We start from the raw sequence: 26188 nt of genomic DNA, 5'->3' as shown, positions 1-26188 counted from the left end.
CCCCTACGACCGCAGCGGCGGCGCGAACTCATCGGCGGGAGCGGCCGGCCGCTGAGGGTCGAGCATCGCGTCGGGACGCATCCGATGGATGCCTCTGGCGACTGTATATTGTCGCCGCGATGGCGGCGCTCGGCGACGATCTCCCGCTCGACGGCGCTCCGGTGCTGCGCCGCGGCGAGCCCGGCTACGAGCCGGCGCGACGGGCGAGCCTGTGGGCGCGCAACCTCCCCGCCCGCCGACCGGACCTGATCGTGCAGGCGCGGACGGTCGACGACGTCGTCGCCGTCGTGCGGCACGCGGCGGCCGCGGGCGCGCCGGTCGCGATCAAGGGCAGCGGCCACAACTACGCCGGCACCTTCCTGCGCGACGGCGGCGTGATGCTCGACGTCTCGGCGCTCGACGGCGCCGCGCTCGACGGCGAGACGGCCCACGTCGGCCCCGGGATCGCCTCCGCCACGCTCGCCCGCTTCCTCGCCGAGCGCGGCCGGGCCTTCCCGACCGGCCACCACGCGACCGTCGGGATCGGCGGCTTCCTGCTCGGCGGCGGGATGGGCTTCAACGGCCGCTCGTGGGGCGAGTACGCCTGCTTCGGCGTCGAGGCGGTCGACGTCGTCTGCGCCGACGGCGAGCTGCGCACGATCGACGCCGAGCGCGACCCCGACCTCTTCTGGGCGGCGCGCGGCGCCGGGGCCGGCTTCCCCGCCGTCGCGGTCGGCTTCCGCCTCGCGACCCGCCCGCTCCCGCGCGGCATGCACGCGGCCGGCTGGACCTATCCGCTCGGCGCCGCCCGCGCGGTCGCCGAGTGGCTCCAGCGCGACGCAGACGCCGGCCGACCGGACCTCGAGCGGTTCGCCGCCTTCGAGGGGGACGTCGACGGCGCGGGCGACGCTCGCCGGGTCGGCGAAGGGGCGCCCGGCACCTCGCTCGCGCCCGCCGCGGGCGCCGCCGGGCCGACCGCGGCGCGCGGCCTCCAGTCGCGCCCGCCGCTCTGCCGCGTGCGCGCGATCGCCTTCCACGACGACCCCGACGAGGCCCGCGCCGCGCTCCGCGACCTCGCCGCGGCCGCGCCGCCCGGCGCGCTCGAGCAGGTCGGCCCGCTGCCGATCGACTTCCCGCGGCTGTACGCCCGCGGCGGCATCACCGGCGAGCGGCTGCGCGTCGTCAGCGACACGATCTGGAGCGACGACCCGGTCGGCGCCGCCGCCGCGCTCGCCGAGCGGGTCGCCGCCGCGCCGGACCGCCGCAGCTTCGGCATGGTCGACTTCCGCACCGCGCCGGAGCTGCCGCACGACGCCGCCGCCTCGGTCGCGGCGCGCGGCTTCCTGTCGTGGGCGGCGAAGTGGGACGACCCGGCCGCGGACGACCGCAACGGCGACTGGGCCGACGCGACGACCGCGGCGATGGAGCCGTTCCGCGCCGGCTGCTACCTGAACGAGACCGACGTGCTGCGCCACCCCGAGCGCGCGCCGCACTGCTTCAGCGCGGAGGCGTGGGAGCGGCTGCGCGCGGTGCGCGAGCGCTACGACCCGGCGGGCCGCTTCCCGCCGCCGTGGTGAGCGGGCGGCCGGACGAGCGGCCCCCGCGCGGCCGCCGCACGCGCGGAGGGAGCCGGGCGCCGCGGCGGCGCGAGTCGCCTCAGCCGGCGCGCATCCCGCGCAGCACCAGCTCGGCGAGCCGGTGGGCTGCGTCGGGGCCGATGCCGCCGAGCTCGCGCAGCGCGCAGAAGACGATCCGCAGGTCCTCGTGGGTCGCGTCGTCGCGCAGCTCGCCGGCGGCACGGGCCCGCTCGGTCATCAGCGCGAGCGCCTCGGTCGCGCCGGCGCGGGCCTCGCGGACCGCCTTGGAGGCGAAGGCGGCCTCGTCCCACGCCGTCTGCGTGAGCGCGTCGGCGACGCAGTCGTCGACGGTCGCGTGGGTCGCGGCGGCGAGCGCCGCCCACGGGTCGGGCTCCTCCAGCGTCGCGAGGAAGCGCTCGCGCAGGACCCGCGAGCGCTCGATCACGAGCGCGGCGATCACGTCCTCCTTGCTGCCGACCTGGCGGTAGATCGAGCCGACGCCGGCGCCGACCGCCTCGGCGAGCGCCGGCATCGAGACCGCGATCCCCTGGCGCGCGAACAGCTCGTTGGCGACGGCGAGCGTCCGCGCCCGCTTCTCGTCGGAGGTGAGCGATGTCCATGGCGGCGGAACGGCCATTCCGGTACTCTATCGCAGACCGTCGCCCGGAATCCCCGTTCCGACCTCCTGCGGCGACTCGAAACCCCGGCACCGACGAGGAGACGAACCACCATGGCACCGCTGCGGTCCCGCACCGTCACCCACGGCCGCAACATGGCCGGCGCCCGCGCCCTGCTGCGCGCGGCCGGCGTAGCGCGCGAGGACTTCGGCAAGCCGATCGTGGCGATCGCCAACTCCTACACCCAGTTCGTCCCCGGCCACACCCACCTGAAGCCGGTCGGCGAGGTCGTCGCCGACGCGGTGATCGCCGCCGGCGGCGTCCCGCGCGAGTTCAACACGATCGCGGTCGACGACGGGATCGCGATGGGCCACGACGGGATGCTCTACTCGCTGCCCTCGCGCGACCTGATCGCCGACAGCGTCGAGTACATGGTCAACGCCCACTGCGCCGACGCGATGGTCTGCATCTCCAACTGCGACAAGATCACGCCGGGGATGCTGAACGCCGCGCTGCGGCTGAACATCCCGACCGTCTTCGTCTCCGGCGGCCCGATGGAGGGCGGCACCGCGACGCTGGTCGACGGCACCGTGCGCAAGGGCCTCAACCTGATCACCGCGATGGCCGAGGCCGTCTCGCCGTCGGTCAGCGACGACGACATGGCGCTGATCGAGGAGGCCGCCTGCCCGACCTGCGGCTCCTGCTCGGGCATGTTCACCGCCAACTCGATGAACTGCCTGACCGAGGCGCTCGGCCTCTCGCTGCCCGGCAACGGCTCGACGCTCGCGACCCACACCGCGCGCAAGGAGCTGTACGAGGCGGCCGGCGCCACCGCCGTCGAGCTGTGCAGACGGTTCTACGGCGAGGACGACGCCTCGATCCTCCCCCGCGCCGTCGCGACCCGCGAGGCGTTCGAGAACGCGATGACGCTCGACGTCGCGATGGGCGGCTCGACCAACACCGTCCTCCACCTGCTCGCCGCCGCGCAGGAGGCCGAGGTCGACTTCACGATGGCCGACATCGACGCGATCTCGCGCCGCGTGCCGTGCGTCTGCAAGGTCGCGCCCAACGGCCACTACCTGATGGAGGACGTCCACCGCGCCGGCGGCATCCCCGCGATCCTCGGCGAGCTGCGCCGCGGCGGCCTGCTGAACGAAGACGTGACGACCGTCCACGCGCGCACGATGGACGAGTGGCTGCAGACGTGGGACGTGCGCGGCCCGAGACCGGCCGAGGTCGCCGTCGAGCTGTTCCACGCCGCGCCCGGCTGCAGACGCTCGGCGACCGCCTTCTCGCAGTCGGAGCGGTGGGAGTCGCTCGACCTCGACGCCGCCGACGGCTGCATTCGCGACGTCGACCACGCCTACTCGGCCGACGGCGGCCTCGCGATCCTCTACGGCAACGTCGCCACGCGGGGATGCGTGGTGAAGACGGCCGGCGTCGACGAGTCGATCCTCAGATTCAGCGGCCCGGCGGTCGTCGTCGAGTCGCAGGAGGACGCCGTCGAGACGATCCTCGCCGGCGGCGTCAGACCGGGCGACGTGGTCGTGATCCGCTACGAGGGCCCGCGCGGCGGCCCCGGCATGCAGGAGATGCTCTACCCGACCTCCTACCTGAAGGGCCGCGGCCTCGGCAAGGAGTGCGCGCTGCTGACCGACGGCCGCTTCTCCGGCGGCACCTCGGGCCTCTCGATCGGCCACGTCTCGCCCGAGGCGGCGAGCGGCGGCGCGATCGCGCTGGTGCGCAGCGGCGACACGATCGAGATCGACATCCCCGCCCGCACGATCAACCTCGCCGTCTCCGACGACGAGCTGGCCGAGCGGCGCCGCGAGCTGGAGGCGAACGGCGGCTACGCCCCCGCCGCGCCGCGCCCGCGCCAGGTCTCCCCGGCGCTGCGCGCCTACGCCGCGATGGCGACCTCCGCCGACACCGGCGCCGTCCGCGATGTCGCGGCCGTCGAGCGCGCGGTCGCGGCGATGGCCGAGCGCGACGCCGGCGGCACGCCGGTCGCGTAGGCCCTGGTCAGCGGACGAGCAGGCCGTCGAGCGCGAGGGCGGCCAGCTCGTCGGCGACCCGGTCGGCCGGCATCGGGTCCTCGGGGCGGTACCACTGGTGGACCCAGGCCGACATGCCGACGATCCCGAGGACGGCGACGCGCGCGGTCGTGCGCCGGTCGAAGAGGCCCTGCTCGACGCCGGCGTGCACGATCGCGTCCATCGCGCGGTCGATCGCGTCGCGCTTGCGGTCGACCTCGAGCGCGCGTCTGCCGGTCAGGCAGCGGCGCTCCTGGAAGAAGACGGCGACCTGCTGGCGGTGGCGCGCGACCGCCAGCACCGACTCGCGGATCGCCTCGCGCAGCTGGTCGGCCGGCGACGCGAGCTCGGCGACGATCCGCTCCAGCGACGCGCGCCACGCGTCGAGGAACCGCTCGTGGATCAGCGCGAGGACGTCCTCCTTGCTGTCGAAGTGGTGGTAGAAGGCGCCCTTCGTCACGTGCGCGCGCTCGACGATCTCCTGCACCGAGGTGCCGTGGAAGCCGCGGTCGCTGAACAGCGCCAGCGCGCTGTCGATCAGCAGCCGGCGCGTCTGCTCGGGATCATGGCTGCCGCGCGTTCCGCGCGGCTCGGTTCGCGTCGCCATCGCCCGTCGCATGATGCCGACCGACCGGTCCGGACGTCGCGTCGCCGGGCGTCCCCGGCGAGGCGATCGGCAGCCGCTCCTCTCCGCGCCGCGGGCGCGCGCGTCGGCGCCCGCGCCGAAAATCGGCCGGCGCGCGGTCGACCGCTGCGGTAGCGTCGCCGCGACCGCCACGCGACCAGGAAGGGACGGGCCTGATGCTGGACGAGCGGACCGAGAACGGGCGAGAGGTCAACTTCGCCGAGCGCTATTTCACCGAGCCGGCGCCGGTGCGGGAGCTGCCGGAGCACAGCCGCGACCCGCGCGTCGCGCGGGCGCTGGTCGAGTCGGAGATGCTGCTCGACGGCGACCCGGCGAAGAACCTCGCCACATTCGTGACGACGTTCATGGAGCCCGAGGCACAGGACGTGATCGCGACGAACCTCCATCGCAACTGGATCGATCACGCCGAGTATCCGCGCACCGCCGAGATCGCCAACCGCTGCGTGCGGATGCTCCACCACCTCTTCCACGGGCCGGGCGAGCCGGAGGCCCCCGGCACCGCGACGGCCGGCTCCTCGGAGGCGGTGATGCTCGGGGCGCTGGCGATGAAGTGGCGCTGGAGAAACGCGCGCGCCGCGGCCGGCAAGCCGGCCGACCGGCCCAACCTCGTCTACGGCGCCGACGTGCACGTCGTGTGGGACAAGTTCTGCCGCTACTTCGACGTCGAGCCGCGGCAGGCCGACCTGCCGCGCGGGCAGACGACCGTCGGCGCCGAGGAGCTGGCGCCGCTGATCGACGAGAACACGATCGGGGTCGTCGCCGTCGTCGGCACGACCTTCACCGGCGAGTGCGACGCGGTCGCGCAGATCGACGCCCACCTGAGAGAGCTGAAGGGCAGGGGCCTGGACGTGCCGATGCACGTCGACGCCGCCAGCGGCGGCTTCGTCTTCCCCTTCAGCCACCCGGACTTCGACTGGGACTTCCGGCTGGAGTCGGTCAAGTCGATCAACGTCTCCGGCCACAAGTTCGGGCTCGTCTACCCGGGCGTCGGCTGGCTGGTCTTCCGCGACGAGGAGCAGCTGCCCGAGCAGCTCGTCTTCTACGAGGACTACCTCGGCGAGCGCGACGCGACCTTCACGCTCAACTTCTCCGGCAGCTCGGCGTTCATACTCGCCCAGTACTACAACTTCGTCCGCTTCGGCCGGCAGGGCTACGCCTCGCTCGTGCGGACGATGGACAAGAACGCCGCCGCGCTCGCGGACCGGCTGCGAGCGGAGGACGCTCTTGAGCTGTTCGACGACGACGAGCCGCGGCTGCCGCTCGTGATCTCGCGCGTGCGCGAGGACGAGCCGTTCACCGCGACCGACCTCGTCGGCGAGCTGGCCCAGCGGCGCGGCTGGATGGTGCCCGCCTACATGCTGCCGCCGCAGAACGACGACCAGCAGATCATGCGGATGCTGGTGAAGGTCAACCAGACGCGCGAGCTGGCCGACGCGCTCGCCGACGACGTCTCCGCCTCGATCGCCGACCTGCGCAGAAGGGCTGCCGGCCACCGGGTGCCGGGCCCGGTCCACAGCGGCCACGGCTACTAGAGCGCCGCGGGAGGGCGCGGGCGGTCTCCGCCCGCGCCCACCCGGAACCTCCAGCGTCCCCGGAGTTTCCTCTCACCAGGCCGCTCTTTTCGCGGTCCCCATAGAACGGTGAGTTTTTGGTTGTCAAGCGCTCTGCGACGCACTAGTCTCGCGCCATGCAGATGGCTCCAGCCCCGAACGACGCCTTCGCCGACGGCCTCGAACCGCCCGACTTCGCGCTCGTCGCCAAGCGCGAGCGCCTTTTCGCCGCGTTCGTGGCGGAGGTCGGCGAGCGCGGCTACGCCGACACCGCCGTCGCGCACGTGCTCAGACGCGCGGGAATGTCGCGCAAGACGTTCTACGAATTGTTCGAGAACAGGGAGGACTGCTTCCTCCAGGCCTACGACGCCGCGCTGCTGCGCGCGCGGATGCTCGTCGGCGCCGCCTACCACGAGGGCGGAAGGTGGCGGTCGCTGCGCGAGCGGGTCGAATCGGGGCTGCGCGCGTTCCTGAACTGCTGCGCGGCCGAGCCGGCCTTCGCGCGCATGTGCGTCGTCGAGGTCCTGGCGGCCGGGCCGCGGGCGCGCGAGCGCCGCGACGCGGCGATCCTCGAGTTCGCCCGCTTCATCGAGTTCCCGCGCGAAGAGGCCCGCGGCGACTCCGCGCCGTCGCTGGTGAGCGAAGCGATCGCCGGCGGCATCTACGGGATCCTCTACTCGCGGATCGCGCGCGGGGAGACCGAGCAGCTGCCGGAGCTGCTCGGGGAGCTGATGGACGCGGGGCTCGGCCAGCTCGTGGACCGCGACGAGGAGGAGTGACGGGGGAAGCCGATCGGGGGGCGCCGCATCCGGGGGGAATGACTGCAATGCACCAAAAACGGAAACAGCGAGTTTCTGTAGGATGAGCGACCGTGAGGAGACTGGGGGACACGGGCTCATGACGCCCGCACCATGGACCCAGCAGCCGGGACGGCAGCTCCCGGCCGGTCGGCACGGGCTTTCGCGCGACTTCGTCGCGCAGTCGCAGCGCGAGCGGATCCTCGACGCGCTGGTCGCGTGCGTCGCCGAGCAGGGCTACCCGGAGACGCGCGTCACCGACCTGATCGCGCGCTCGGGCGTCTCGCGCAAGACCTTCTACGAGCACTTCGCCGACAAGGAGGAGTGCTTCCTCGCCGCCTACGACATGGCGGTCTCGCTGCTGATGGGCGGCGTCACGCAGGCGTTCGAGCAGGAGGACGACTGGGTCGACGCGATCCGCGCGGCGCTGCGGGCCTTCCTCGGCTTCCTCGCCGACCATCCCGACCTGACGCGGCTGTGCATCGTCGACGTCCACGCGGTCGGGCCGCGCGCGCTCGCGCGCCGCGACGCCGCCGTGCGCGGCTTCTACTACCTGCTCGACGCCGGCCGCGCCGACGCCCCGCGCGCGCTGCCCGGGCTGACCGCCGAGGCGGTCACCGGCGGCATGTACGAGATCGTCTACGGTCGCGTCCTGCGCGGCACGATCGACGAGCTGCCGCGGCTGCTGCCCGAGCTCATGTACTGGGCGATGATGCCGTTCCTCGGCCACGAGGCGGCCGTCGCCGAGATGGAGCGCCTGCGGGCCGAGGCGGCCGAGCGGCCGTCCGCGGCCGCGCCGAAGACGCCGCCGACCAGGGCGATCCCGCCGCGCCGCAGCGGGCGCAGGCCGCGCTCCGGCGCCACGCCGAGCGGCGACGACGAGCGCCCCGTGCCGCCGCGGCGCAGCGGCCGCAGACCGGCCGCGCGGTAGGGCGCGGGCGGCCGCGCCGCACGGCGCCCGCCGTCGCACGCGCGGCGTGAGCCCGCGCGGGTCGCACCGCACTGCGCCCGTCCGCGCCGTCGCACGCGCGGCGTGAGCCCGCGCGGGTCGCACCGCACTGCGCCCGTCCGCGCCGTCGCACGCGCGGCGGGAGCCCGCGCGGCGCTCCGGCGCGACCGCGCCCAGCCCTACACCGGCTCTGCGAGCATCGCCTGCGCGGGCGGCGCAGCGGCGCCGCCGCGGCGGCGCGCCTGCTGCGGCATGCAGGCGGTCAGCGCCTCGGCGAGCGAGGCGAGCAGGTCGACCTCGTCGGCCGAGAAGGCGCGCGGCTCGCGCTCGAGCACGGCCAGCACGCCGCGACCGCCGATCCCGATCCAGCAGCCGCTGCGCACCTCCTCTCCGACGCTCTCGGTGCGGACGAGCCGCTCCCAGCGGTCGAGGTCGCGCACGACCAGCGGCTCGTCCGAGCGCAGCGCCAGCTCGGCCGGCGAGCGCAGCGCCGGCAGCTCGCGACCGCCGATCGCGCCGCGCGGCCAGCCGCGGCCGGCGCGCAGCCGCAGCAGCCCGTCGTCGCCGAGCTCGAAGACCCCGACCCGCCACGCGTCGAGCAGCTCGGCCGCGACCGCGACCGAGGCGTCGAGCAGCGCGGCGCGGTCGCTGCCGCGCAGGACCTCGCTCACCAGCCGCAGCAGGCCGCGGGTCGCGTCTAGCCGCAACCGCAGCGTGACCTCCTCGGTCTTGCGCTCCGTCACGTCGGCGACCGTCGTGAGCGTGCCGCGCCGACGGCCGCCGGCGTCGACGAGCGGCGTCGAGCTGGTCTGCAGCCACAGCTGCGTGCCGTCGGCGCGCCGCAGGCGGCGGTCGCCGCGCTCGGGCTCGTCGGGGACCATCCCCGTCAGCGACAGCGGCGGCACGTCGACGAAGTCGGTCATCGGCAAGCCGGCGACGTCGCCGGCCGGCAGCGCGAGCAGCTCGCTCATCGCGGGGCTGACGAACAGCGTCCGCCCCTGCAGGTCGGTCGCCCAGACGGCGGCGTCGCTGCGCGCGAGCAGCTCCCCCGCCGCGGGCTCGCGCTCCCCCACCGTCGGCTCCCGCTCCTGCGGCGCGCCGCCGCCGCTGCGCCGGAGCGCTCTGCCGAGCAGCGACTCGACCAGCGCCTGCTCGCGCAACGTGTACGGCACGCTGCCGGGAGCCCGGAAGGCGGTGACGGTGCCGACCGTCTCGCCGTCGACGCGCAGCGGGACGATCAGGACCGCGCCGACGTAGCGCTCGAACGGGAGGCGGTCCAGCTCGCCGCGGTCGCGGACCGGCAGCCGCACCTGCGCGAGCCGGACCGGCCGGCCGGTGCGGAACGCCTGCGCCGTCCAGCCGCGCTCGTCGTCGAGATCGGGCGGTCCAGTCTGGCGCGCGCCCGGCGCAGCGCGGTCGGACGGGTCGCGGTGGGCGGTCGCGACGGGGCGCAGCAGTCGCGCCTCGGCGTCGTGCAGCCGCACGACGCTCCCGTCGCCGACCGCGTTCGCGACACGGCGCGCGAGATCGTCGGCGTCGATGCGCCGGCTTCGATTCATGCCTGGTCGGTCCCTCCTCCTGCCCGCGCCGGTCGTGGCTCACCGCGCGGGCAGGCGCCAGCCTATTCGACCGCGATAGACATGTGTGTCTTTCTGCCCGATCCGACCGGCGGCGACGAAGGCCGGCGACGAACCGGCCCCGAACGCCGCGCGGTCGCCGGTCAGGCCGGCGCGAGCACGAGCAGCAGGTCGCCCTGCTCGAGCCGTCTGCCGCTGGCCGCGGCGAGACGCTCGACGGTGCCCGACAGCGGTGCCGTGATCGTCGACTCCATCTTCATCGCCTCCAGCGTCGCGACCGGATCGCCCTCGGCGACCTGCTGGCCGGGCTCGACCAGCACGGTGACGATGCCGGTGACCGGCGCCGGCACCTGGCCGGGCTGCGTCGGGTCGGCGCGCTCGATCTGCTCGCCGGCCGCGTCGACCGAGCGGTCGCGCACCTCGACCGGACGCATCTGCCCGTTGACGCGCACGAGCACCGTCCGCATGCCGCGCGCGTCGGCCTCGCCGATCGCCTCCAGCTCGTAGAGCAGCGTGACGCCGGGGCCGAGCTCGATCGCCAGCTCCTCGTCCTCGCGCAGGCCGCGGAAGAACTCGGGCGTCGGGATCAGCGAGACGTCGCCCCACTCCGCCTGCGCGGCCGCGAACTCCCTCGCCGGGCCGGGGAACAGCACCTCGGCGAGCGCTGCCCGCCGCTCGGCGCCCGGCTGCGCCAGCCGCTCGGCCAGCTCGCCCTCGACCTCCAGCGGCGCCGGCGCGGGCGCGCGGCCCTCCAGCGCCCGGTCGGTGAACGGCTGCGGGAAGCCGGCCGGCGGGACGCCGAGGCCGCCGCGCAGGAAGTCGATCACCGAGTCGGGCAGGTCGAAGGAGGCCGGTCTCGCCTCCAGCTCGTCGAAGTCGATCCCGGCCGAGACGGCGAACAGCGCGAGATCGCCGACGACCTTGCTCGACGGCGTCACCTTGACGATGTTCCCGAGCAGCGCGTTGGCCCGCTCGTAGGCGGCCTCGACCTCCTCGAAGCGCCCTCTGAGGCCGACGGCGTCGGCCTGCTGGCGCAGGTTGGAGATCTGGCCGCCCGGCATCTCGTGACGGTAGACGCGGCCGGTCGGCGCCTTCAGCCCGGTCTCGAAGGCGCCGTACATGCTGCGGACCGCCTCCCAGTACGGCTCGAGCGCCAGCAGCGCGTCGAGCGAGAGGCCGGTGTCGCGCTCGGTCGTCGCGGTCGCGCCGACGATCGCCGCCAGCGACGGCTGGCTGGTCATCCCCGCCATCGGCGCGGCGGCGCCGTCGACGGCGTCGACGCCGGCCTCGATCGCGGCGATGTACGTCGCGAGCTGGCCGCCGGCGGTGTCGTGCGTGTGGAGGTGGACCGGCAGGTCGAACTCCCTGCGCAGCGCGGTGACGAGCTGGCGGGCGGCGGGGGCGCGCAGCAGGCCGGCCATGTCCTTGATCGCGAGCACGTGGACGCCGGCGTCGACGAGCTGCTCGGCGAGCTTCAGGTAGTAGTCGAGCGTGTAGAGCCGCTCGCGCGGGTCGGAGAGGTCGCCGGTGTAGCAGAGCGTCCCCTCGGCGATCGCGGGGGTCTCCAGCGTCGCCTCGATCGCCGCCCGCATCCCCTCGACGTCGTTGAGCGCGTCGAAGATGCGGAAGACGTCGATGCCGGTCTCGACCGCCTCGGCGACGAACGCCTTCACGACCTTGGTCGGGAAGCGCGAGTAGGCGAGCAGGTTCTGGCCGCGCAGCAGCATCTGCAGGCAGACGTTCGGGACCAGCTCGCGCAGCTCGGCGAGCCGCTCCCACGGGTCCTCGTGCAGGAAGCGCAGCGCGACGTCGAAGGTCGCCCCGCCCCACACCTCCATCGACAGCAGGCCCGGCAGCTCGCGCGCGAGGTGGGGCGCGACGGCGCGCATGTCGTGGGTCCGCATCCGCGTCGCGAACAGCGACTGGTGGGCGTCGCGCAGGGTGGTGTCGGTGACCGCGACGGCGGTCTGCGCGCGCAGCGCCTGCGCGAAGGCGGCCGGGCCCAGCTCCAGCAGCCGCTGGCGCGAGCCGGCCGGCGGGTCGCCGGCCGAGAGCGGCGGCAGCTTGCCGCGCGGGTCGCCGGAGAGCTGGGCGGTCGCGGGCTCGTGGTTGACGGTCACCTCGGCGAGGCGGCCGAGCAGGCGGCTGGCGCGGTCCTGGCCGGGGCCGGCGGCCGACAGGTCGGGCCGCTCGTCGACGAAGGTGGTGTGCGTGTCGCCGGCGAGCACGTCGGGGTCGTCGAGCAGCGCCAGCAGGAAGCCCTGGTTGGTCTTGACGCCGCGGACGCGCAGCTCGGCGACGGCGCGCCGCGCCCGCGAGACGGCCGACTGCAGGTCGCGGCCGCGCGCGGAGATCTTCACCAGCAGCGGGTCGAAGAACGGCGAGATCTCGGCGCCGACGAAGGCCGAGCCCTCGTCGAGCCGGACGCCGGCGCCGCCCGGCGAGCGGTATGCCGTGATGCGGCCGGAGTCGGGGCGGAAGCCGTTGGCCGGGTCCTCGGTCGTGACGCGGCACTGGAGCGCGACGCCGCGCTGGCGGATCGTCTCCTGCGACAGCCTCAGGTCGGCGAGCGTCGCGCCGCCGGCGACCCGCAGCTGCGCGCGCACGAGGTCGACGTCGGTCGTCTCCTCGGTCACGGTGTGCTCGACCTGGATCCGCGGGTTCATCTCGATGAAGGCGTAGCGGCCGTCGGCGGGATCGAGCAGGAACTCGACGGTGCCGGCGTTGACGTAGCCGACGTGGCGGGCGAACTTGACCGCGTCGGCGCAGATGCGGTCGCGCAGCTCGGGGTCGAGGTTCGGCGCCGGGGTGATCTCGATCACCTTCTGGTGGCGGCGCTGGAGCGAGCAGTCGCGCTCGTAGAGGTGGACGACGTCGCCGGTCGCGTCGGCGAGCAGCTGCACCTCGATGTGGCGCGGGCGGATCAGCGCCTGCTCGATGTAGACGGTGCCGTCGCCGAAGGCGGCCTCGGCCTCGGCGCGCGCCTCGGTCACGGCCGCGGCGAGCTTCGCCGGGTCGGTGACGAGCCGCATGCCGCGGCCGCCGCCGCCGTGGGAGGCCTTGACGAAGACGGGGAAGCCGATCTGCTCGGCCGCCTCCATCGCCTCCGCGCCGTTCGCGACCGGCTCGGATGCCTGGAGCACCGGAACCCCGGCGGCGATCGCCGCGTCGCGCGCGCGGGTCTTGTTGCCGGCGAGCCCGAGCACCTCCGGCGGCGGGCCGACGAAGACGATCCCCGCCGCGGCGCAGCGGCGCGCCAGCTCCGGGTTCTCCGACATGAAGCCGTACCCCGGATAGATCGCGTCGGCGCCGACGCGCAGCGCCAGCTCGACCGCCACGTCGGGATCGAGGTAGGTGCTGACCGGGTGACCGGGCGTGCCGACCTCGTACGCCTCGTCGGCCTTCAGCCGGTGGACCGAGTCGCGGTCCTCCGGCGCGTACAGCGCCACGCTGCGGATGCGCAGCTCGTTCGCGGCGCGGAACGCCCGGATCGCGATCTCGCCGCGGTTGGCGACGAGCACCTTCTTGATCATCTGCCGCCTGCTTCCAGCTCGCGGATCGTCGTCTCCCGTGCGCGTGCCACGCACTCGGAGAGGCACTATGGCGAACCCTCCGCGGAAACGGAATTCCGCATGGGGGGCGGGTCGCGCCCTACGACGCGACCCGCTCGCCCCGCCGGCTCAGACGCCGTCGAGGCAGAGGTACTTCAGCTCCATGAAGTCGTCGAGGCCGTGGCGCGAGCCCTCGCGGCCGAGGCCCGACTGCTTGACGCCGCCGAACGGCGCGCCCTCGTAGGAGATGAGGCCGGTGTTGACCCCGACGACGCCGAACTCGAGCGCCTCGCCGACGCGCCAGACGCGGCCGCTGTCGCGCGTGTAGAGGTAGGCGGCGAGGCCCGACTCGGTCGCGTTGGCGAGCGCGACCGCCTGCTCCTCGGTCTCGAAGCGGAAGACCGGCGCGACCGGGCCGAAGGTCTCCTCCTCGGCGATCTTCATCTCCGTCGTGACGCCGGCGAGGACGGTCGGCTGGAACCAGGTGCCGCCGAGCTCGTGCGGCTTGCCGCCGGTGACGGCGGTGGCGCCCTTGGAGGTCGCGTCGTCGACGTGGTCCTGGACCTTCGCGAGCGCGCGCGCGTCGATCAGCGGCCCCTGCTCGACGCCGTCGTCGAAGCCGTTGCCGACCTTCAGCGCCGCCGTCGCGGCGGCGAACCGCTCGACGAAGGCGTCGTGAATGCCGGCCTGCACCAGGACGCGGTTGGCGCAGACGCAGGTCTGGCCGGAGTTGCGGAACTTGGAGGCGATCGCGCCCTCGACGGCGGCGTCGAGGTCGGCGTCGTCGAAGACGATGAACGGCGCGTTGCCGCCGAGCTCGAGCGAGACCTTCTTGACGGTAGGCGCCGTCTGCTCCAGCAGCAGGCGGCCGACGGCGGTCGAACCGGTGAAGGTCAGCTTGCGCACGGCCGGGTTGACGGCCAGCTCGTTGCCGACCTCCTCGGCGGGGCCGGTGACGACGTTGACCACGCCCGCGGGGATGCCGGCGCGGTCGGCCAGCTCGGCCAGCGCCAGCGCGGAGAGCGGCGTCGCGGGGGCCGGCTTGACGACGATCGTGCAGCCGGCGCCGAGCGCGGGGGCGACCTTGCGGGCGATCATCGCCATCGGGAAGTTCCACGGGGTGATCGCGGCGCAGACGCCGATCGGCTGGCGGATCGCGAACAGCCGTCTGCCGGCGCCGTTGGTCGGGATCACGTCGCCGTAGGCGCGCTTGCCCTCCTCCGCGTACCACTCGACGAAGCCGGCGCCGTAGAGGATCTCGCCGCGCGCCTCCGCGAGCGGCTTGCCCTGCTCGGCGGTCAGCAGCCGCGCGAGGTCGTCGGCGTGCTCGACGATCAGGTCGTGCCAGCGGCGCATCAGCGCGGCGCGCTCCTTGGCGGTGCGGCGCGACCAGGCGGGGAAGGCGGCCTGCGCGGCGGCGACCGCGGCGGCCGCGTCGGCGCGCGTGCCCTCGGCGACCCGCGCGATCTCGACGCCGGTCGCCGGATCGACGACCGCAGCACGCTCACCGCCGGCGCCGGCCTTCCAGGCACCGTCGACGTAGAGGTCCTCGCGCAGCAGCGCCGCGTCCGCGAGCTGAAGGGCGGTGAGCGTCATCGGGGTGGTCTCCTTCGGGTCAGTCAGTGCGACACTGCGTACAAAGGTGCGCGTGGCGCACTCGACAGCGCATAGCCAGTGTGCGAAGGTTCGCATACCGAGCACTTGACCGCAATGCGAACAACGACGAGATGACTGCAACGACCTCCACCCCTGGCGACCTCGACCGCCGCCGCGTCTTCCACCCCTTCTCGATCCCCGGCGCGCACGAGCGCGACGGCGGTCCGGCGATGATCGTCTCCGGCAGCGGCAGCACGCTGACCGCCGCCGACGGCCGCACCTACCTCGACGCGATGGCCGGCCTGTGGTGCGTCAACGTCGGCTACGGCCACCCGAAGGTCGCCGAGGCGATCCATCGGCAGGCGGTCAAGCTCCCGTACTACCACTCGTTCTCCTCGATGGCGACCGACCAGCCCGCGCTGCTGGCCGACAAGATCATCGAGCTGACCGGCGACCTCGGCATGTCGAAGGTCTTCTTCGGCTCCTCGGGCTCGGACGCAAACGACACGCAGGTCAAGCTCGTCTGGCACTACAACAACCTGCTCGGCCGCCCGCAGAAGAAGAAGATCATCGCCCGCCACCGCGGCTACCACGGCGTCACCGTCGCCTCCGCCAGCCTCACCGGCCTGCCGGCGATGCACGCGCAGTTCGACCTGCCGCTGCCGCAGGTGCGCCACGTCACCCCGCCGTACTCGCTGTGGGAGCGCCGGCCGGGCGAGGACGACGCCGCCTTCTCCGCCCGCCTCGCCGCCGAGCTCGACGCGCTGATCGTCGCCGAGGGGCCCGACACCGTCGCCGCCTTCATCGCCGAGCCGGTCCAGGCGGCCGGCGGCGTGCTGCCGCCCCCGGAGGGCTACTTCCCCGCGATCCAGGCGGTCCTGCGCAAGCACGACGTGCTGATGATCGCCGACGAGGTCGTCTCCGGCTTCGGCCGCCTTGGCGGCTGGTTCGGCAGCCACGTGCTCGGCATCGAGCCCGACCTGATGACGATCGCCAAGGGCGTCACCTCGGCGTACGTGCCGCTCTCGGGCGTCGTCGTCTCCGAGCACGTCTGGAAGGTCCTGTCCGGCGACGGCGGCGTCTTCCAGCACGGCTACACCTACAGCTCCCATCCGCTCGCCGCGGCGGCCGCGCTCGCCAACCTCGAGGTGGTCGAGGAGGAGGGGCTCGTCGCCCAGGTCAGCGCCCGCGGCGACCACCTGCGCGCGCGTCTGAACGAGGCGCTCGGCGACCATCCGCTCGTCGGCGAGGTGCGCGGGCTCGGCCTCGTCGCCGCGGTCGAGTTCGTCGCCGAGCGCGGCGAGCAGCCGAAGCGGTTCGACCCGTCGCTCGCGGTCGCCGCCCGCATCACGCGCGCCTGCCTCGAGCGCGGCATGATCACGCGCGCGCTGCCGGCGGCCGACACGATCTCGTTCTCGCCGCCGTTCACGATCGCCGAGCAGGAGATCGACCAGATCGTCGCGATCGCGCGCGAGGCGGTCGACTCCGTCGCCGACGCGCTCGCGCGGGAGAAGGCGTGACCGCAGCTCGGTCCGCCGCCTCGGCGCACGTCGCGGGAGCCCGCCCGGCCGCTCGTTCCTCCAGGCCGGAGGGCTCCGTTTGACGCGACGCGTCGGAGTGATCGTCAACCCGATCGCCGGCATGGGCGGGCGCGTCGGGTTGAAGGGGACCGACGGTCCCGACCTGCTGCACCGCGCGCTCGAGCGCGGCGCGGTCCCCGTCGCCGCCGAGCGCGCCCGGCGCGCGCTCGCGCGGCTGGCCGAGCGCGCGCCGGCGGAGCTGGAGGTCGTCGAGGTCCCCACTCCCGGCAGCGCCGCCCAGACCCGCGCCGCGGCCGCCGCGCTCGCCGCCGCGGGCGTCGACCTGATCCTCTTCGCCGGCGGCGACGGGACCGCGCGCGACGTCAGCGCCGCCGCCGACAGCCGCGTCCCGATCCTTGGGATCCCCGCCGGCGTGAAGATGCACTCGGCCTGCTTCGGCGCCACCCCGGAGGCGGCCGGCGAGGCCGCCGCCGCCTACCTGCGCGACCCCGGCCCGCACGCGCTGACCGAAGCCGAGATCGCCGACGCGGCCGAGCCCGCCGACACCGAGCTGCGTCGATCTGCCTACCGCAGCGGTAGGCAGATCGACGCAGCTCCCGACCGCGCGCCGCTCTCGACCGTCCTCCACGGCGTCGCGCTCGTGCCGCGCGCGCCCGGCTGCCGGCTCGGGCCCAAGGCCGCCTCGGCCGGCGGCGGCGACGGCGCGCTGGAGGCCGCCTGCGCCCGCGTCGCCGCCGAGGTCGACCCGGCGGCGCTGACGCTCTTCGGCCCCGGCACGACGACCGCCCGGATCGAGCGCGCGCTCGGCCTCGAGCCGTCGCTGCGCGGCGTCGACGCCGCCCGCGACGGCCGGCTCGTCGCCCGCGACGCGACCGAGGCCGAGCTGCTCGCGCTGCTCGCCGGCGCGACCGCCGGAGCCGGCGCGACCGCCGAAACGCCCGCCGCCCCCGGCGCGCCGCCCGCCGCCCACCTCGTGCTCGGCGTCGTCGGCGGCCAGGGCAGCCTGCTCGGGCGCGGCAACCAGCCGCTGTCGCCGGCCGTCCTGCGCCGCGTCGACCGCTCCCGCATCACCGTCGTCGCCGACCGCCGCAAGCTGCTCGCGCTCGACCCGCCGCAGCTGCGCGTCGACACCGGCGACCCAGACCTCGACCACGACCTGAGCGGCCACGTCCGCGTCCGCGTCGCCGCGCGCGAGACGCTGATGTGCGCCGTCACGAGCTGATGGAGGCCACGTGACCCGCACCGCCCACCCCTACATGGCGAACTCGGCGCCGGCGCTGCGCCAGGAGCTGCTCGACGCCGTCGGCGTCGCCGACGTCGAGCAGCTGTTCGCGCAGATCCCCGCCGACCATCGTCTGCGGGGCGAGCTGAGACTGCCGCCGCCGCTGCGCTCGGAGGCCGAGCTGCACCGCCACCTGCGCACGACGCTGCAGCGGAACGTCTCCTGCGAGGCCAACCTCTCCTTCCTCGGCGGCGGCGTCTGGCAGCACCACGTGCCGGCCGTCTGCGACGAGATCGCGCAGCGGACCGAGTTCGTCACCTCCGAGTGGGGCACGCCCTCCTCCGACCTCGGCCGCAACCAGGCGTGGTTCGAGTTCGCCTCCCAGCTCGGCGAGCTGCTCGAGCTCGACTTCGCCGGCCTGCCCGTCTACTCGTGGGGCTGCGCCGCCGGCCACGCGATCCGCATGGCGGCGCGGATCACCGGCCGCCGCGAGGTGCTCGTGCCGACGACGCTCGACCGCGAGCGGCTGGCCGTCATCCGCTCCTACTGCGCCCCGCCGGAGGTCCGCGACCACATCGCGATCGTCGAGGTCGAGGTCGACCCGACCAGCGACCGGCTGAAGCTCGACGACCTGCGGGCGAAGCTCTCCGACCGCACCGCCGCCGTCTACGTGGAGCACCCGACCGCGCTCGGCGCGCTGGAGACGCAGGTCGCCGAGATCGCGCGGCTGGCGCGCGCCGCCGGCGCCGAGACGATCGCCGGCGTCGACCCGCTCAGCCTTGGGATCCTCTCGCCCCCGGGCGCCTGGGGCGCCGACATCGCCGTCGGCCCGACGCAGCCGCTCGGCGTCCACATGAACTGCGGCGGCGGCAGCGGCGGCTTCATCGCCACGCGCGACGAGGAGCGATACGCGCGCCAGTACCCGACGCTGCAGGTCAGCATCGCGCCGACGCGCGGCGAGGGCGAGCGCGGCTTCTCGATGACGCTGTTCGAGCAGTCCTCCTACGGCCGCCGCGAGGAGGGCAACGACTGGACCGGCAACTCGGTCTACCTGTGGGCGATCGTCAACGCGACCTACATGTCGCTGCTCGGCCCGCAGGGCTTCGCGGAGCTGGGCGAGACGATCGTCCGCCGCAGCCGCGACGCCTCGCGCCGGATCGCCGCGCTGCCGGGCGTCGAGGTCCGCTACCCCGATCACTTCAAGGAGTTCGTCGTGTCGTTCGAGGGCACCGGGCGCACCGTCGCCGAGATCAACGCCGGCCTGCTGGAGCGCGGCATCTTCGGCGGGCAGGACCTGTCGCAGAGCCATCCGCAGCTCGGCCAGTCGGCGCTGTGGTGCGTGACCGAGGTCCACACGCGCGAGGACGTCGACCGCGCCGTCGCCGCGCTCGCGGAGGTGATCGCGTGAGCGCCTTCGAGCCGACCCGCCCGCTGCCCCGCTTCCACGGCGCGAAGTGGGACGAGCCGGTCGTGATGGAGATGGGCCGGCCCGGCCGCCGCGGGCAGCTGCTGCCGCAGGTCGAGGACGACCTCGCCCCGCTGGAGGAGCTGGTCCCCGCCGGCCTGCGCCGCGAGCAGGCGCCGGCGCTGCCGGAGCTGAGCGAGTTCGAGGTCCAGCGCCACTACCTCCACCTCTCCCAGATGACGCTGGGGATGATGGGGATCAACCTCTTCGGCACGTGCACGATGAAGTACAACGCGCGCGTCAACGAGCACGTGACGGCGCGGCCGGAGCTGGCCGAGGTCCACCCCGCCCAGCCGGTCGAGACGCTCCAGGGCGTGCTGCAGCTCGTCCACGACTTCGAGCGGTTCGCCTGCGAGCTGTCGGGGATGGCGCGGTTCGTCTTCCAGCCCGGCGGCGGCGCCGACGCCGCCTACACGCACGCATGCGTGACGCGCGCGTGGCTGGCCGCCCGCGGCGAGCTGGAGCAGCGCACCGAGGTGATCACGACGATCCAGACCCACCCGTGCAACGCCGCGACCGCGGCCGCCGCCGGCTTCGACGTGATCACGCTGCCGCTCGGCCCCGACGGCTACCCGACGATCGAGTCGCTGAGAGCGGCGCTGTCGGAGCGGACGGCGGCGCTGATGATCGGCAACCCCGACGACATGGGGATCTACAACCCGGACGTGAGGGAATGGGTCGAGCTGGTCCACGAGGCCGGCGGGCTCGCCTTCTACGACAGCGCCACCTTCAACGGCGTCATGTCCCGCGTCCGCGCGAGCGAGCTCGGCTTCGACGCCTGCATGTACATGCTGCACAAGACCTTCGGCGCGCCGAAGGGCGGCGGCGGCCCGGCCGTCGGCGCCTACGGCTGCTCGGAGGAGCTGGTGCCGTTCCTGCCGCGCCCGCTCGTCACGCGCGACGAGGAGGGCCGCTACGGGCTGGAGCAGGTCGAGGACGCGCCGCAGTCGATCGGCAAGGTGCGCGAGTTCTGGGGCAACGTCCCGGTCGTCGTGAAGGCGTACGCGTGGGTCCGCGCGCTCGGCGCCAAGGGCATCCGCGACGCCGCCGACCTGTCGGTGCTCGCGAACAACTACATGGACACCCGCCTCGCGCAGGTGAGAGGCGTGCAGCAGACCAACCCGGGCGTCGACAAGCCGCGCCTGGAGATGACGCGCTGGTCGCTGGAGCAGGTGCGCGAGGAGACCGGCGTCGACGTCCACGACATCTCCAACCGGATGGTCGACTTCGGCGTCGACGCGCCGTGGCTGGCGCACGAGCCGTGGATCACGCCCGAGCCGATCACGCCCGAGCCGGGCGAGCTGTGGTCCAAGGAGGACGTCGACACCTGGATCGACGTGCTCGCGCACGTGATCGAGGAGGCGTACGCCGATCCCGAGCTGGTCCGCACCGCGCCGCACAACCACGCGATCGCGCAGGTCGACCCCTCCGGGATCGACGACCCGCGGCAGTGGGCGACGACGTGGCGCTCGCACCTGAAGAAGCGGGCGGCGGCCGGCGAGGAGGGCCCGGTCGGGGCGCGGTCCGCAGGCGGCGTGGGCGTCGGCGCGCCGGAGGCCGGGTCGTGAGCGGTCTCGCCGGGCCGGTGGCGATCGTCGGCTCCGGCTCGATCGGGGTCGCGTGGGCGATCGTCTTCGCCCGCGCCGGCCACCGCGTCGCGCTCCACGACCCCGATCCGACGCGCCTCGACGCCGCGGCCGCCGAGCTCGACGAGCGGCTCGCGCTGCTCGCCGGGCACCGGCTGCTGTCGGAGGAGCCGGCCGCGATCGCGGCGCGCGTGGCGCGCCACGCCGAGCTGACCGACGCGGTCCGCGACGCCGTGCTCGTGCAGGAGTGCGCACCGGAGCGGGTCGAGCTGAAGCGCGAGCTGTTCGAGCGGCTCGACCTGCTCGCGCCCGCGAGCGCGATCCTCGCCTCGTCCTCCTCGGCGCTGCCGGCGTCGCGCTTCGCCGCCGACCTGCCGGGGCGCTCGCGCTGCCTCGTCGCCCATCCCGGCAACCCGCCGTACCTGCTGCCGGTCGTCGAGCTGGTGCCGGCGCCGTTCACCGCGCCCGACGTCGTCGACCGCGCGGAGGCGCTGTTCGAGGCCGCCGGGATGAGACCGGTGCGCGTCGGCGCCGAGGTCGAGGGCTTCCTCTTCAACCGCCTCCAGGGCGCCGTCCTGCGCGAGGCCTACTGCCTCGTGCGCGACGGGGTGGCGACCGTCGAGGACGTCGACCGCGTGATGCGCGACGGCCTCGGCCGCCGCTGGGCCGCGATCGGCCCGTTCGAGACGGTCGACCTCAACACGCGCGGCGGGATCGCCTCGCACGCCGAGAAGATGGGGCCGGCCTATGCCCGCATGGGCGCCGAGCGCGGCCAGGACGACCCGTGGACGCCCGAGCTGGTCGCGGAGGTGACGCGCCAGCGGCGCGCCCGCCTGCCGCTCGCGCAGTGGGAGGAGCGGGTCGCGTGGCGCGACGAGACGCTGATGGGCTTCGAGCGCGCGCGGCGGGAGCTGGGACTGTGACCGACGTCGCGCCCGAGCGGCCCGACGGAGCCGCGCCGGCGCCCGCCCCGCGCTCGCGCGACTTCGTCCAGTCGGTCGACCGCGCGCTCGCGATCATCCGCAGCTTCGGTCCGCAGACGCCGTCGCAGACGGTGACCCAGATCGCGACCGCGACCGGCCTGACGCGCGCCGCCGCGCGCCGCTTCCTGCTGACGCTCTCCGAGCTCGGCTACGTCGCCAGCGACGGGCGCCAGTTCTCGCTGACGCCGCGCGTGCTCGAGCTCGGCTACGCCTACCTGTCGAGCCTGACGCTGCCCGAGGTCGCCCAGCGCCACATCGAGCAGCTCGTCGCCGACGTGCAGGACTCCAGCGAGGTCTCGATCCTCGACGGCGACGACGTCGTCTACGTCGCGAAGGCGACCGGGCCGGCGATCATGACCGCCGACGTCAACGTCGGCTCGCGGATGCCGGCGGCGGCGACCTCGATGGGCCGCGTGCTGCTCGCCGCGCTCCCCGACGACCAGCTCGACGCCTACCTCGCGCGCGCGAGGCTGGAGCAGCACCTGCCGAGCACCGTCACCGACCCGGCGAAGCTGCGCGAGCTGCTCGTCTGCATCCGCCGCGGCGGCTACGCCGTCGTCGAGGGCGAGCTGGAGGAGGGGCTGCTGGCGATCAGCGTCCCGATCCACGACCGCAGCGGCCGCACGGTCGCGGCGATCAACGTCTCGACCCACGTCGCGCGGCGCACGCGCGAGGAGGCCGAGCGGGTCCTGCTGCCGGCATTGCGGCGGGCCGCCTCGGCGATCGAGGCCGACCTGGCGCGCTGAGCGCGCGGGCGGCGCGGGCTCCCGCGCCGGCCCGCGCGCTCGGCTCGCCGCGCTAGCGGACGCGCCGCGTCGGCTTGCGCAGGTCGCTCGCGCGCCTGCGGTACTCCTCCGGCAGCGAGCGCTGGATCTCCTCGGCCGTCCGTCTCGCGGCCGGCAGGAACTCCTTGCGCATCTGCTCGAGCGAGACCCGCGGGCTCGGGCAGCAGATGTTGAGCGCGGCGACGATCGCGCCGCCCTGGTCCTTGATCGGGACCGACAGCGAGCGGAAGCCGATCTCGTACTCCTGGTCGACGATCGACCAGCCCTGCTCGCGCACCTCCGCGACATCCTGCTTGAGGCGGGCGCGGGAGGTGACGGTGCGGTCGGTGTACTTGGCCGGACGGAACTCGTCGAGCCAGCGGTCGAGCTCCTCGTCGCCGAGCGCGCCGAGCAGGACGCGGCCGGTCGACATCGCGAAGGCCGGCAGGGAGCTGCCGACGTCTATGTCGACCGAGACGACGCGCGGCGCGCTCGCCTTCGCGATGTAGACGCAGTCGTCGCCGTCGAGGACCGCGGCGAGGCAGGTCTCGCCGAGCTCGGCGGCGAGGTCCTCCATCGGCGGCTCGGCGATCTCGGCGAAGGTCAGCGACGAGAGCGCCGAGAAGCCGAGCTCGAGGATCTTCGGGCGCAGCCGGAAGTACTTGCCGTCGGTCTCGGCATACCCCTCCCGCACCAGCGTGAGCAGGAAGCGGCGCGCGGCGGCGCGGTTCATGTCGGCGGAGGCGGCGACCTCGCTCAGCGTCATGCTCGGGCGGGCGCGGCTGAAGGCCCGGATCACGCTGAGGCCGCGCGCGAGCGACGCGACGTAGTCCCGGTCTGCCCCTTCCGGTACGAGCTCAGCGGCCACGGTGGCGGGGAACTGTAGCGGTGGACTGGGACATCGGCTCTCTCTCCTGAAGCGTCGTGACGTCGGTCGGAATGTACAATCGTTCGTAGACCGCACGGACTGACCGCTATGCGCACATCCTAACCCGTTCCCTCTCCGTCAGCGACTGACAAGTGCGAATTCGCAGCACCGGCCTCGAAGCCGCCCCCGAGACGATCCAGATCACCTTCGCCGGCCGGCGGCTGGAGGCGCGCGCGACCGACACCGTCGCCTCCGCGCTCGTCGCCGCCGGCGAGCTCTCTTGCCGCGAGACGATCGACGGCGACACGCGCGGGATCTTCTGCGGGATGGGCGTCTGCCAGGAGTGCCTCGTCGAGGTCGACGGCGAGCCCGGCTTCCGCGCCTGCATGACGCCGGTCCGCGACGGGATGGCCGTCGCGCACCAGCCGGCGCGCCCCGACCTCGCGGCGCTCGCCGCGCGCGACGAGGAGACGGCCGGCGCCCCCGCGCCGGCCCGCGAGCGCGTCTGCGACCTGCTCGTCGTGGGCGGGGGACCGGCCGGGCTCGCCGCCGCCGTCGCCGCCGCGGAGGCCGGGCTCGACGTCGTCCTCGCCGACGAGCGTGCCAAGCTCGGCGGGCAGTACTACAAGCAGCCGCCGGAGGCGCTCGTCTCCGACGAGCGGCGCCTCGACGCGCAGTACCGCTCGGGCCGCAGGCTGATCGCGCGCGCCCGCGCCGCCGGCGTGGAGCTGCTCGCCGGCGTCCAGATCTGGGGCGCGCCCGCCGTCGACGAGCTGCTGGCGACCACGCCCGACGGCGACCTGACGCTCCGTCCCCGCGCGCTGATCGCGGCGACCGGCGCCTATGAGCGCGGCGTGCCGCTGCCCGGCTGGACGCTCCCCGGCGTGATCACGACCGGCGCGGCGCAGACGCTGCTGCGCGCGTACCAGGTCGCCCCCGGCACCCGCGTGCTCGTCTCCGGCAACGGCCCGCTCAACATGCAGGTCGCCGCCGAGCTGGTGCGCGGCGGCGCGAAGGTCGTCGCGCTCGCCGAGCTGGCCAGGCTGACCGACCCGCGCCGTGCGCCGGCGCTGGCGCGGATGGCGGCCGCGGCCCCCGACCTGATCGTCCAGGGCGCCGGCTACGGCGCGACGCTCGCGCGCGGACGGGTGCCCGTGCTCCACGGCCGCGCGCTGGTGCGCGCCGAGGGCGACGGCCGGGTGGAGCGGGCGACGGTCGCGAAGATCGACGCCGACGGCCGCGCCGTCCCCGGCAGCGAGAAGAGCTACGAGGTCGACGCCGTCTGCGTCGGCTTCGGCTTCCTCCCCTCCAACGAGCTGGCCCGCTCGCTCGGCGCGACCCACCGCTGGTCGAAGCAGGAGGGCGGCTTCGTCGTCGAGCGCTCCTCGCGGGGTCGAACCTCGGTCGACGGCCTCTGGGTCGTCGGCGACGGCGGCGGGATCGGCGGAGCGCGCGTCGCGCAGGCGGCCGGCACGCTCGCCGGCCTCGACGCCGTCCGCAGCCTCGGCCGCACCGTGCCGGAGGCGCAGGCGGCCGTCGAGCGGTCGGCCGAGCGCGAGCACGCGAGAGCGCGCCGCTTCCAGGACGCGCTCTGGACCGCCTACGCGGCGCCCCGCCTGGTCGACCAGCTCGCCGCGCCCGACACGCCCGTCTGCCGCTGCGAGAACGTCCCGCTGCGCGCCGTGGAGGAGGCGTTCGACGCCGGCATGGGCCACATCGGCGCGGTGAAGCGCGTCACGCGGGCCGGCATGGGCGGCTGCCAGGGCCGCTACTGCGGCGGCCTGCTCGCCGAGATCGGCGCCCGCCGCGCCGCCCGGCCGCCCGAGGAGCTCGACCTCTTCGCCCCCTCCGCCCCCTTCAAGCCCCGCCGCATCGAAGACCTCACCGCCGGCTGAGCCCCGCCGGGGGCGAGCCCGGCGATCATTGGCGCTCTGTACAGGACATGCCTGTACAAAGCGCCATCGATCCGGTCGTCGCGGCGCTGGCGCACGATCAGTATGGGGTGATGTCGCGGAGACAGCTGCTTGCGGCGGGCCTCAACCGCGGGGCGATCGAGACGCGGCTGCGGCGCGGCACGCTCGTCCAACTCCATCGTGGCGTCTATGCCGCCGGGCATCGCAGGCTGACGCAGGACGGCTTCTGGCTCGCGGCCGTGCTCGCGAGCGGACGAGGAGCCGTGCTGAGCCACCGCGACGCGGCTCGTCTCCACGGCATCGGACGGTGGTGGGCGCCGGGAGGGCGGATCGAGGTCACGTCGCCGACTCGAGCGGCTGCGGCGAGCGGGGCGCTGCGCGTGTACGAGCGCAGGAGGGTGACGCCGGCCGACGCCGCCGCCGTCGCCGGGATCCCGGTGACGACCGTGGCGCGGACGCTGGTCGACCTCGCCGACGTGCTCACGCGCGACCGGCTGGCGCACGCGCTCGGGGAGGCGGAGCGGGTGCGTGGGCTCGACGCGCGGGAGCTGCGCGCCGCGATGGAGCGGGTCGCGCATCGCCCCGGTGCAGGCCATGCGCGGCTGCGCGCGGCGATCGCCGACTACGCCCGCACCGGCGCGACGCTGACGCGAAGCGAGCTGGAGATCGCGCTCCTCGCCGTGGTGCGCGACCACGGCCTGCCGGCGCCGGAGCTGAACGCGTCGATCGAGGGGGTCGAGGTCGACGCCGTCTGGCGCGCGGCGGGGCTTGCCGTCGAGTGCGACGGCTGGGCGTTCCACCGCGGCCGCCGCGCCTTCCAGCGCGACCGCGAGAAGGCGAACGCGCTCCAGCTGCGCGGCTGGCGCGTGCTGCGCTTCACGCACGCCGACGTCACGGAGCGGCCCGCGCGGGTCGCGGCCGCGATCGGCGCGGCGCTGGCGCACGGCGAGCGGTGACCGGCGCCGCCCCCGCGC

19 protein-coding genes are annotated in these 26188 nt (G+C 74.7%); 13 read left to right on the top strand and 6 right to left on the bottom strand.

Translation table 11 applies throughout. The features are described 5' to 3' along the window. The first annotated feature begins 119 nt into the window (after positions 1 to 119). Positions 120 to 1556 carry an FAD-binding protein gene (locus BDZ31_RS04695; protein WP_183339468.1) on the top strand — a complete coding sequence of 479 codons (1437 nt, stop codon included), beginning with the start codon at positions 120 to 122 and terminating at the stop codon, positions 1554 to 1556. Between the two features lie 79 nt (positions 1557 to 1635). Here BDZ31_RS04695 and BDZ31_RS04690 read toward each other — a convergent pair whose 3' ends face one another. After that, the gene (locus BDZ31_RS04690; protein ID WP_183339466.1) at positions 1636 to 2193 is read right to left on the bottom strand and encodes a TetR/AcrR family transcriptional regulator; all 558 of its coding nucleotides are present in this window, start codon (positions 2191 to 2193) and stop codon (positions 1636 to 1638) included. Positions 2194 to 2286: 93 nt separating this feature from the next. Here BDZ31_RS04690 and ilvD point away from each other — a divergent pair, with 93 nt between their 5' ends. After that, the gene (gene ilvD, locus BDZ31_RS04685; RefSeq protein WP_183339464.1) at positions 2287 to 4188 is read left to right on the top strand and encodes a dihydroxy-acid dehydratase; all 1902 of its coding nucleotides are present in this window, start codon (positions 2287 to 2289) and stop codon (positions 4186 to 4188) included. 7 nt (positions 4189 to 4195) lie between these two features. Here the strand turns inward: ilvD and BDZ31_RS04680 are convergent, their stop codons facing one another. Then, the gene (locus BDZ31_RS04680) at positions 4196 to 4813 is read right to left on the bottom strand and encodes a TetR/AcrR family transcriptional regulator (RefSeq protein WP_183339462.1); all 618 of its coding nucleotides are present in this window, start codon (positions 4811 to 4813) and stop codon (positions 4196 to 4198) included. A gap of 194 nt (positions 4814 to 5007) precedes the next feature. Here BDZ31_RS04680 and gad point away from each other — a divergent pair, with 194 nt between their 5' ends. The 3 genes from gad to BDZ31_RS04665 all read left to right on the top strand — a co-directional run bounded on the left by gad (position 5008) and on the right by BDZ31_RS04665 (position 8130). Next, positions 5008 to 6384, top strand: coding sequence for a glutamate decarboxylase (gene gad / locus BDZ31_RS04675; protein ID WP_183339460.1), 1377 nt, complete (start codon positions 5008 to 5010; stop codon positions 6382 to 6384). A 155-nt stretch (positions 6385 to 6539) separates the two neighbouring features. Further along, positions 6540 to 7181, top strand: a complete 642-nt coding sequence (locus BDZ31_RS04670; RefSeq protein WP_183339458.1) for a TetR/AcrR family transcriptional regulator — start codon at positions 6540 to 6542, stop codon at positions 7179 to 7181. A gap of 118 nt (positions 7182 to 7299) precedes the next feature. Further along, entirely contained in the window at positions 7300 to 8130 is an 831-nt protein-coding gene (locus BDZ31_RS04665) for a TetR/AcrR family transcriptional regulator (protein ID WP_183339456.1), read from the top strand. Between the two features lie 197 nt (positions 8131 to 8327). Here the strand turns inward: BDZ31_RS04665 and BDZ31_RS04660 are convergent, their stop codons facing one another. The 3 genes from BDZ31_RS04660 to BDZ31_RS04650 all read right to left on the bottom strand — a co-directional run bounded on the left by BDZ31_RS04660 (position 8328) and on the right by BDZ31_RS04650 (position 14872). Further along, complete coding sequence (locus tag BDZ31_RS04660; RefSeq protein WP_183339454.1) at positions 8328 to 9707, bottom strand: GAF domain-containing protein; 1380 nt, start codon at positions 9705 to 9707, stop codon at positions 8328 to 8330. Between the two features lie 161 nt (positions 9708 to 9868). Continuing rightward, a complete protein-coding gene (locus BDZ31_RS04655; RefSeq protein WP_183339452.1) occupies positions 9869 to 13258 on the bottom strand; it encodes a pyruvate carboxylase in 3390 nt (1129 codons plus the stop codon). 147 nt (positions 13259 to 13405) lie between these two features. Then, positions 13406 to 14872 carry an NAD-dependent succinate-semialdehyde dehydrogenase gene (locus tag BDZ31_RS04650; RefSeq protein ID WP_183339450.1) on the bottom strand — a complete coding sequence of 489 codons (1467 nt, stop codon included), beginning with the start codon at positions 14870 to 14872 and terminating at the stop codon, positions 13406 to 13408. Positions 14873 to 15003: 131 nt separating this feature from the next. Between BDZ31_RS04650 and BDZ31_RS04645 the strand changes: the two genes are divergently transcribed. The 6 genes from BDZ31_RS04645 to BDZ31_RS04620 all read left to right on the top strand — a co-directional run bounded on the left by BDZ31_RS04645 (position 15004) and on the right by BDZ31_RS04620 (position 22415). Further along, a complete protein-coding gene (locus tag BDZ31_RS04645) occupies positions 15004 to 16392 on the top strand; it encodes an aminotransferase (protein ID WP_183339448.1) in 1389 nt (462 codons plus the stop codon). 79 nt (positions 16393 to 16471) lie between these two features. After that, positions 16472 to 17635, top strand: coding sequence for an ATP-NAD kinase family protein (locus tag BDZ31_RS04640; RefSeq protein ID WP_221242807.1), 1164 nt, complete (start codon positions 16472 to 16474; stop codon positions 17633 to 17635). A gap of 10 nt (positions 17636 to 17645) precedes the next feature. Next, the gene (gcvPA, locus tag BDZ31_RS04635) at positions 17646 to 19043 is read left to right on the top strand and encodes an aminomethyl-transferring glycine dehydrogenase subunit GcvPA (protein WP_343075521.1); all 1398 of its coding nucleotides are present in this window, start codon (positions 17646 to 17648) and stop codon (positions 19041 to 19043) included. Continuing rightward, complete coding sequence (gcvPB, locus tag BDZ31_RS04630; protein WP_343075520.1) at positions 19040 to 20668, top strand: aminomethyl-transferring glycine dehydrogenase subunit GcvPB; 1629 nt, start codon at positions 19040 to 19042, stop codon at positions 20666 to 20668. The genes gcvPA and gcvPB overlap by 4 nt, the downstream gene beginning before the upstream one ends. Continuing rightward, positions 20665 to 21609: a 3-hydroxyacyl-CoA dehydrogenase gene (locus BDZ31_RS04625; protein WP_183339447.1), complete on the top strand. Its 945-nt coding sequence runs from the start codon at positions 20665 to 20667 to the stop codon at positions 21607 to 21609. The genes gcvPB and BDZ31_RS04625 overlap by 4 nt, the downstream gene beginning before the upstream one ends. Continuing rightward, complete coding sequence (locus BDZ31_RS04620; RefSeq protein ID WP_183339445.1) at positions 21606 to 22415, top strand: IclR family transcriptional regulator domain-containing protein; 810 nt, start codon at positions 21606 to 21608, stop codon at positions 22413 to 22415. The genes BDZ31_RS04625 and BDZ31_RS04620 overlap by 4 nt, the downstream gene beginning before the upstream one ends. A gap of 52 nt (positions 22416 to 22467) precedes the next feature. Here BDZ31_RS04620 and BDZ31_RS04615 read toward each other — a convergent pair whose 3' ends face one another. Next, positions 22468 to 23301, bottom strand: a complete 834-nt coding sequence (locus BDZ31_RS04615) for an IclR family transcriptional regulator domain-containing protein (RefSeq protein WP_183339443.1) — start codon at positions 23299 to 23301, stop codon at positions 22468 to 22470. 152 nt (positions 23302 to 23453) lie between these two features. Here BDZ31_RS04615 and BDZ31_RS04610 point away from each other — a divergent pair, with 152 nt between their 5' ends. Further along, a complete protein-coding gene (locus BDZ31_RS04610; RefSeq protein ID WP_183339441.1) occupies positions 23454 to 25196 on the top strand; it encodes a 2Fe-2S iron-sulfur cluster-binding protein in 1743 nt (580 codons plus the stop codon). Between the two features lie 47 nt (positions 25197 to 25243). Continuing rightward, positions 25244 to 26170 carry a type IV toxin-antitoxin system AbiEi family antitoxin domain-containing protein gene (locus tag BDZ31_RS04605; protein WP_183339439.1) on the top strand — a complete coding sequence of 309 codons (927 nt, stop codon included), beginning with the start codon at positions 25244 to 25246 and terminating at the stop codon, positions 26168 to 26170. Positions 26171 to 26188 lie beyond the last annotated feature (18 nt).

The sequence above is a fragment of the Conexibacter arvalis genome, from assembly GCF_014199525.1.
GTDB classification, from domain to species: Bacteria; Actinomycetota; Thermoleophilia; order Solirubrobacterales; family Solirubrobacteraceae; genus Conexibacter; species Conexibacter arvalis.
Note: the sequence above shows the minus strand (reverse complement) of the source record. Positions and strands in the feature narration are given on the sequence as shown.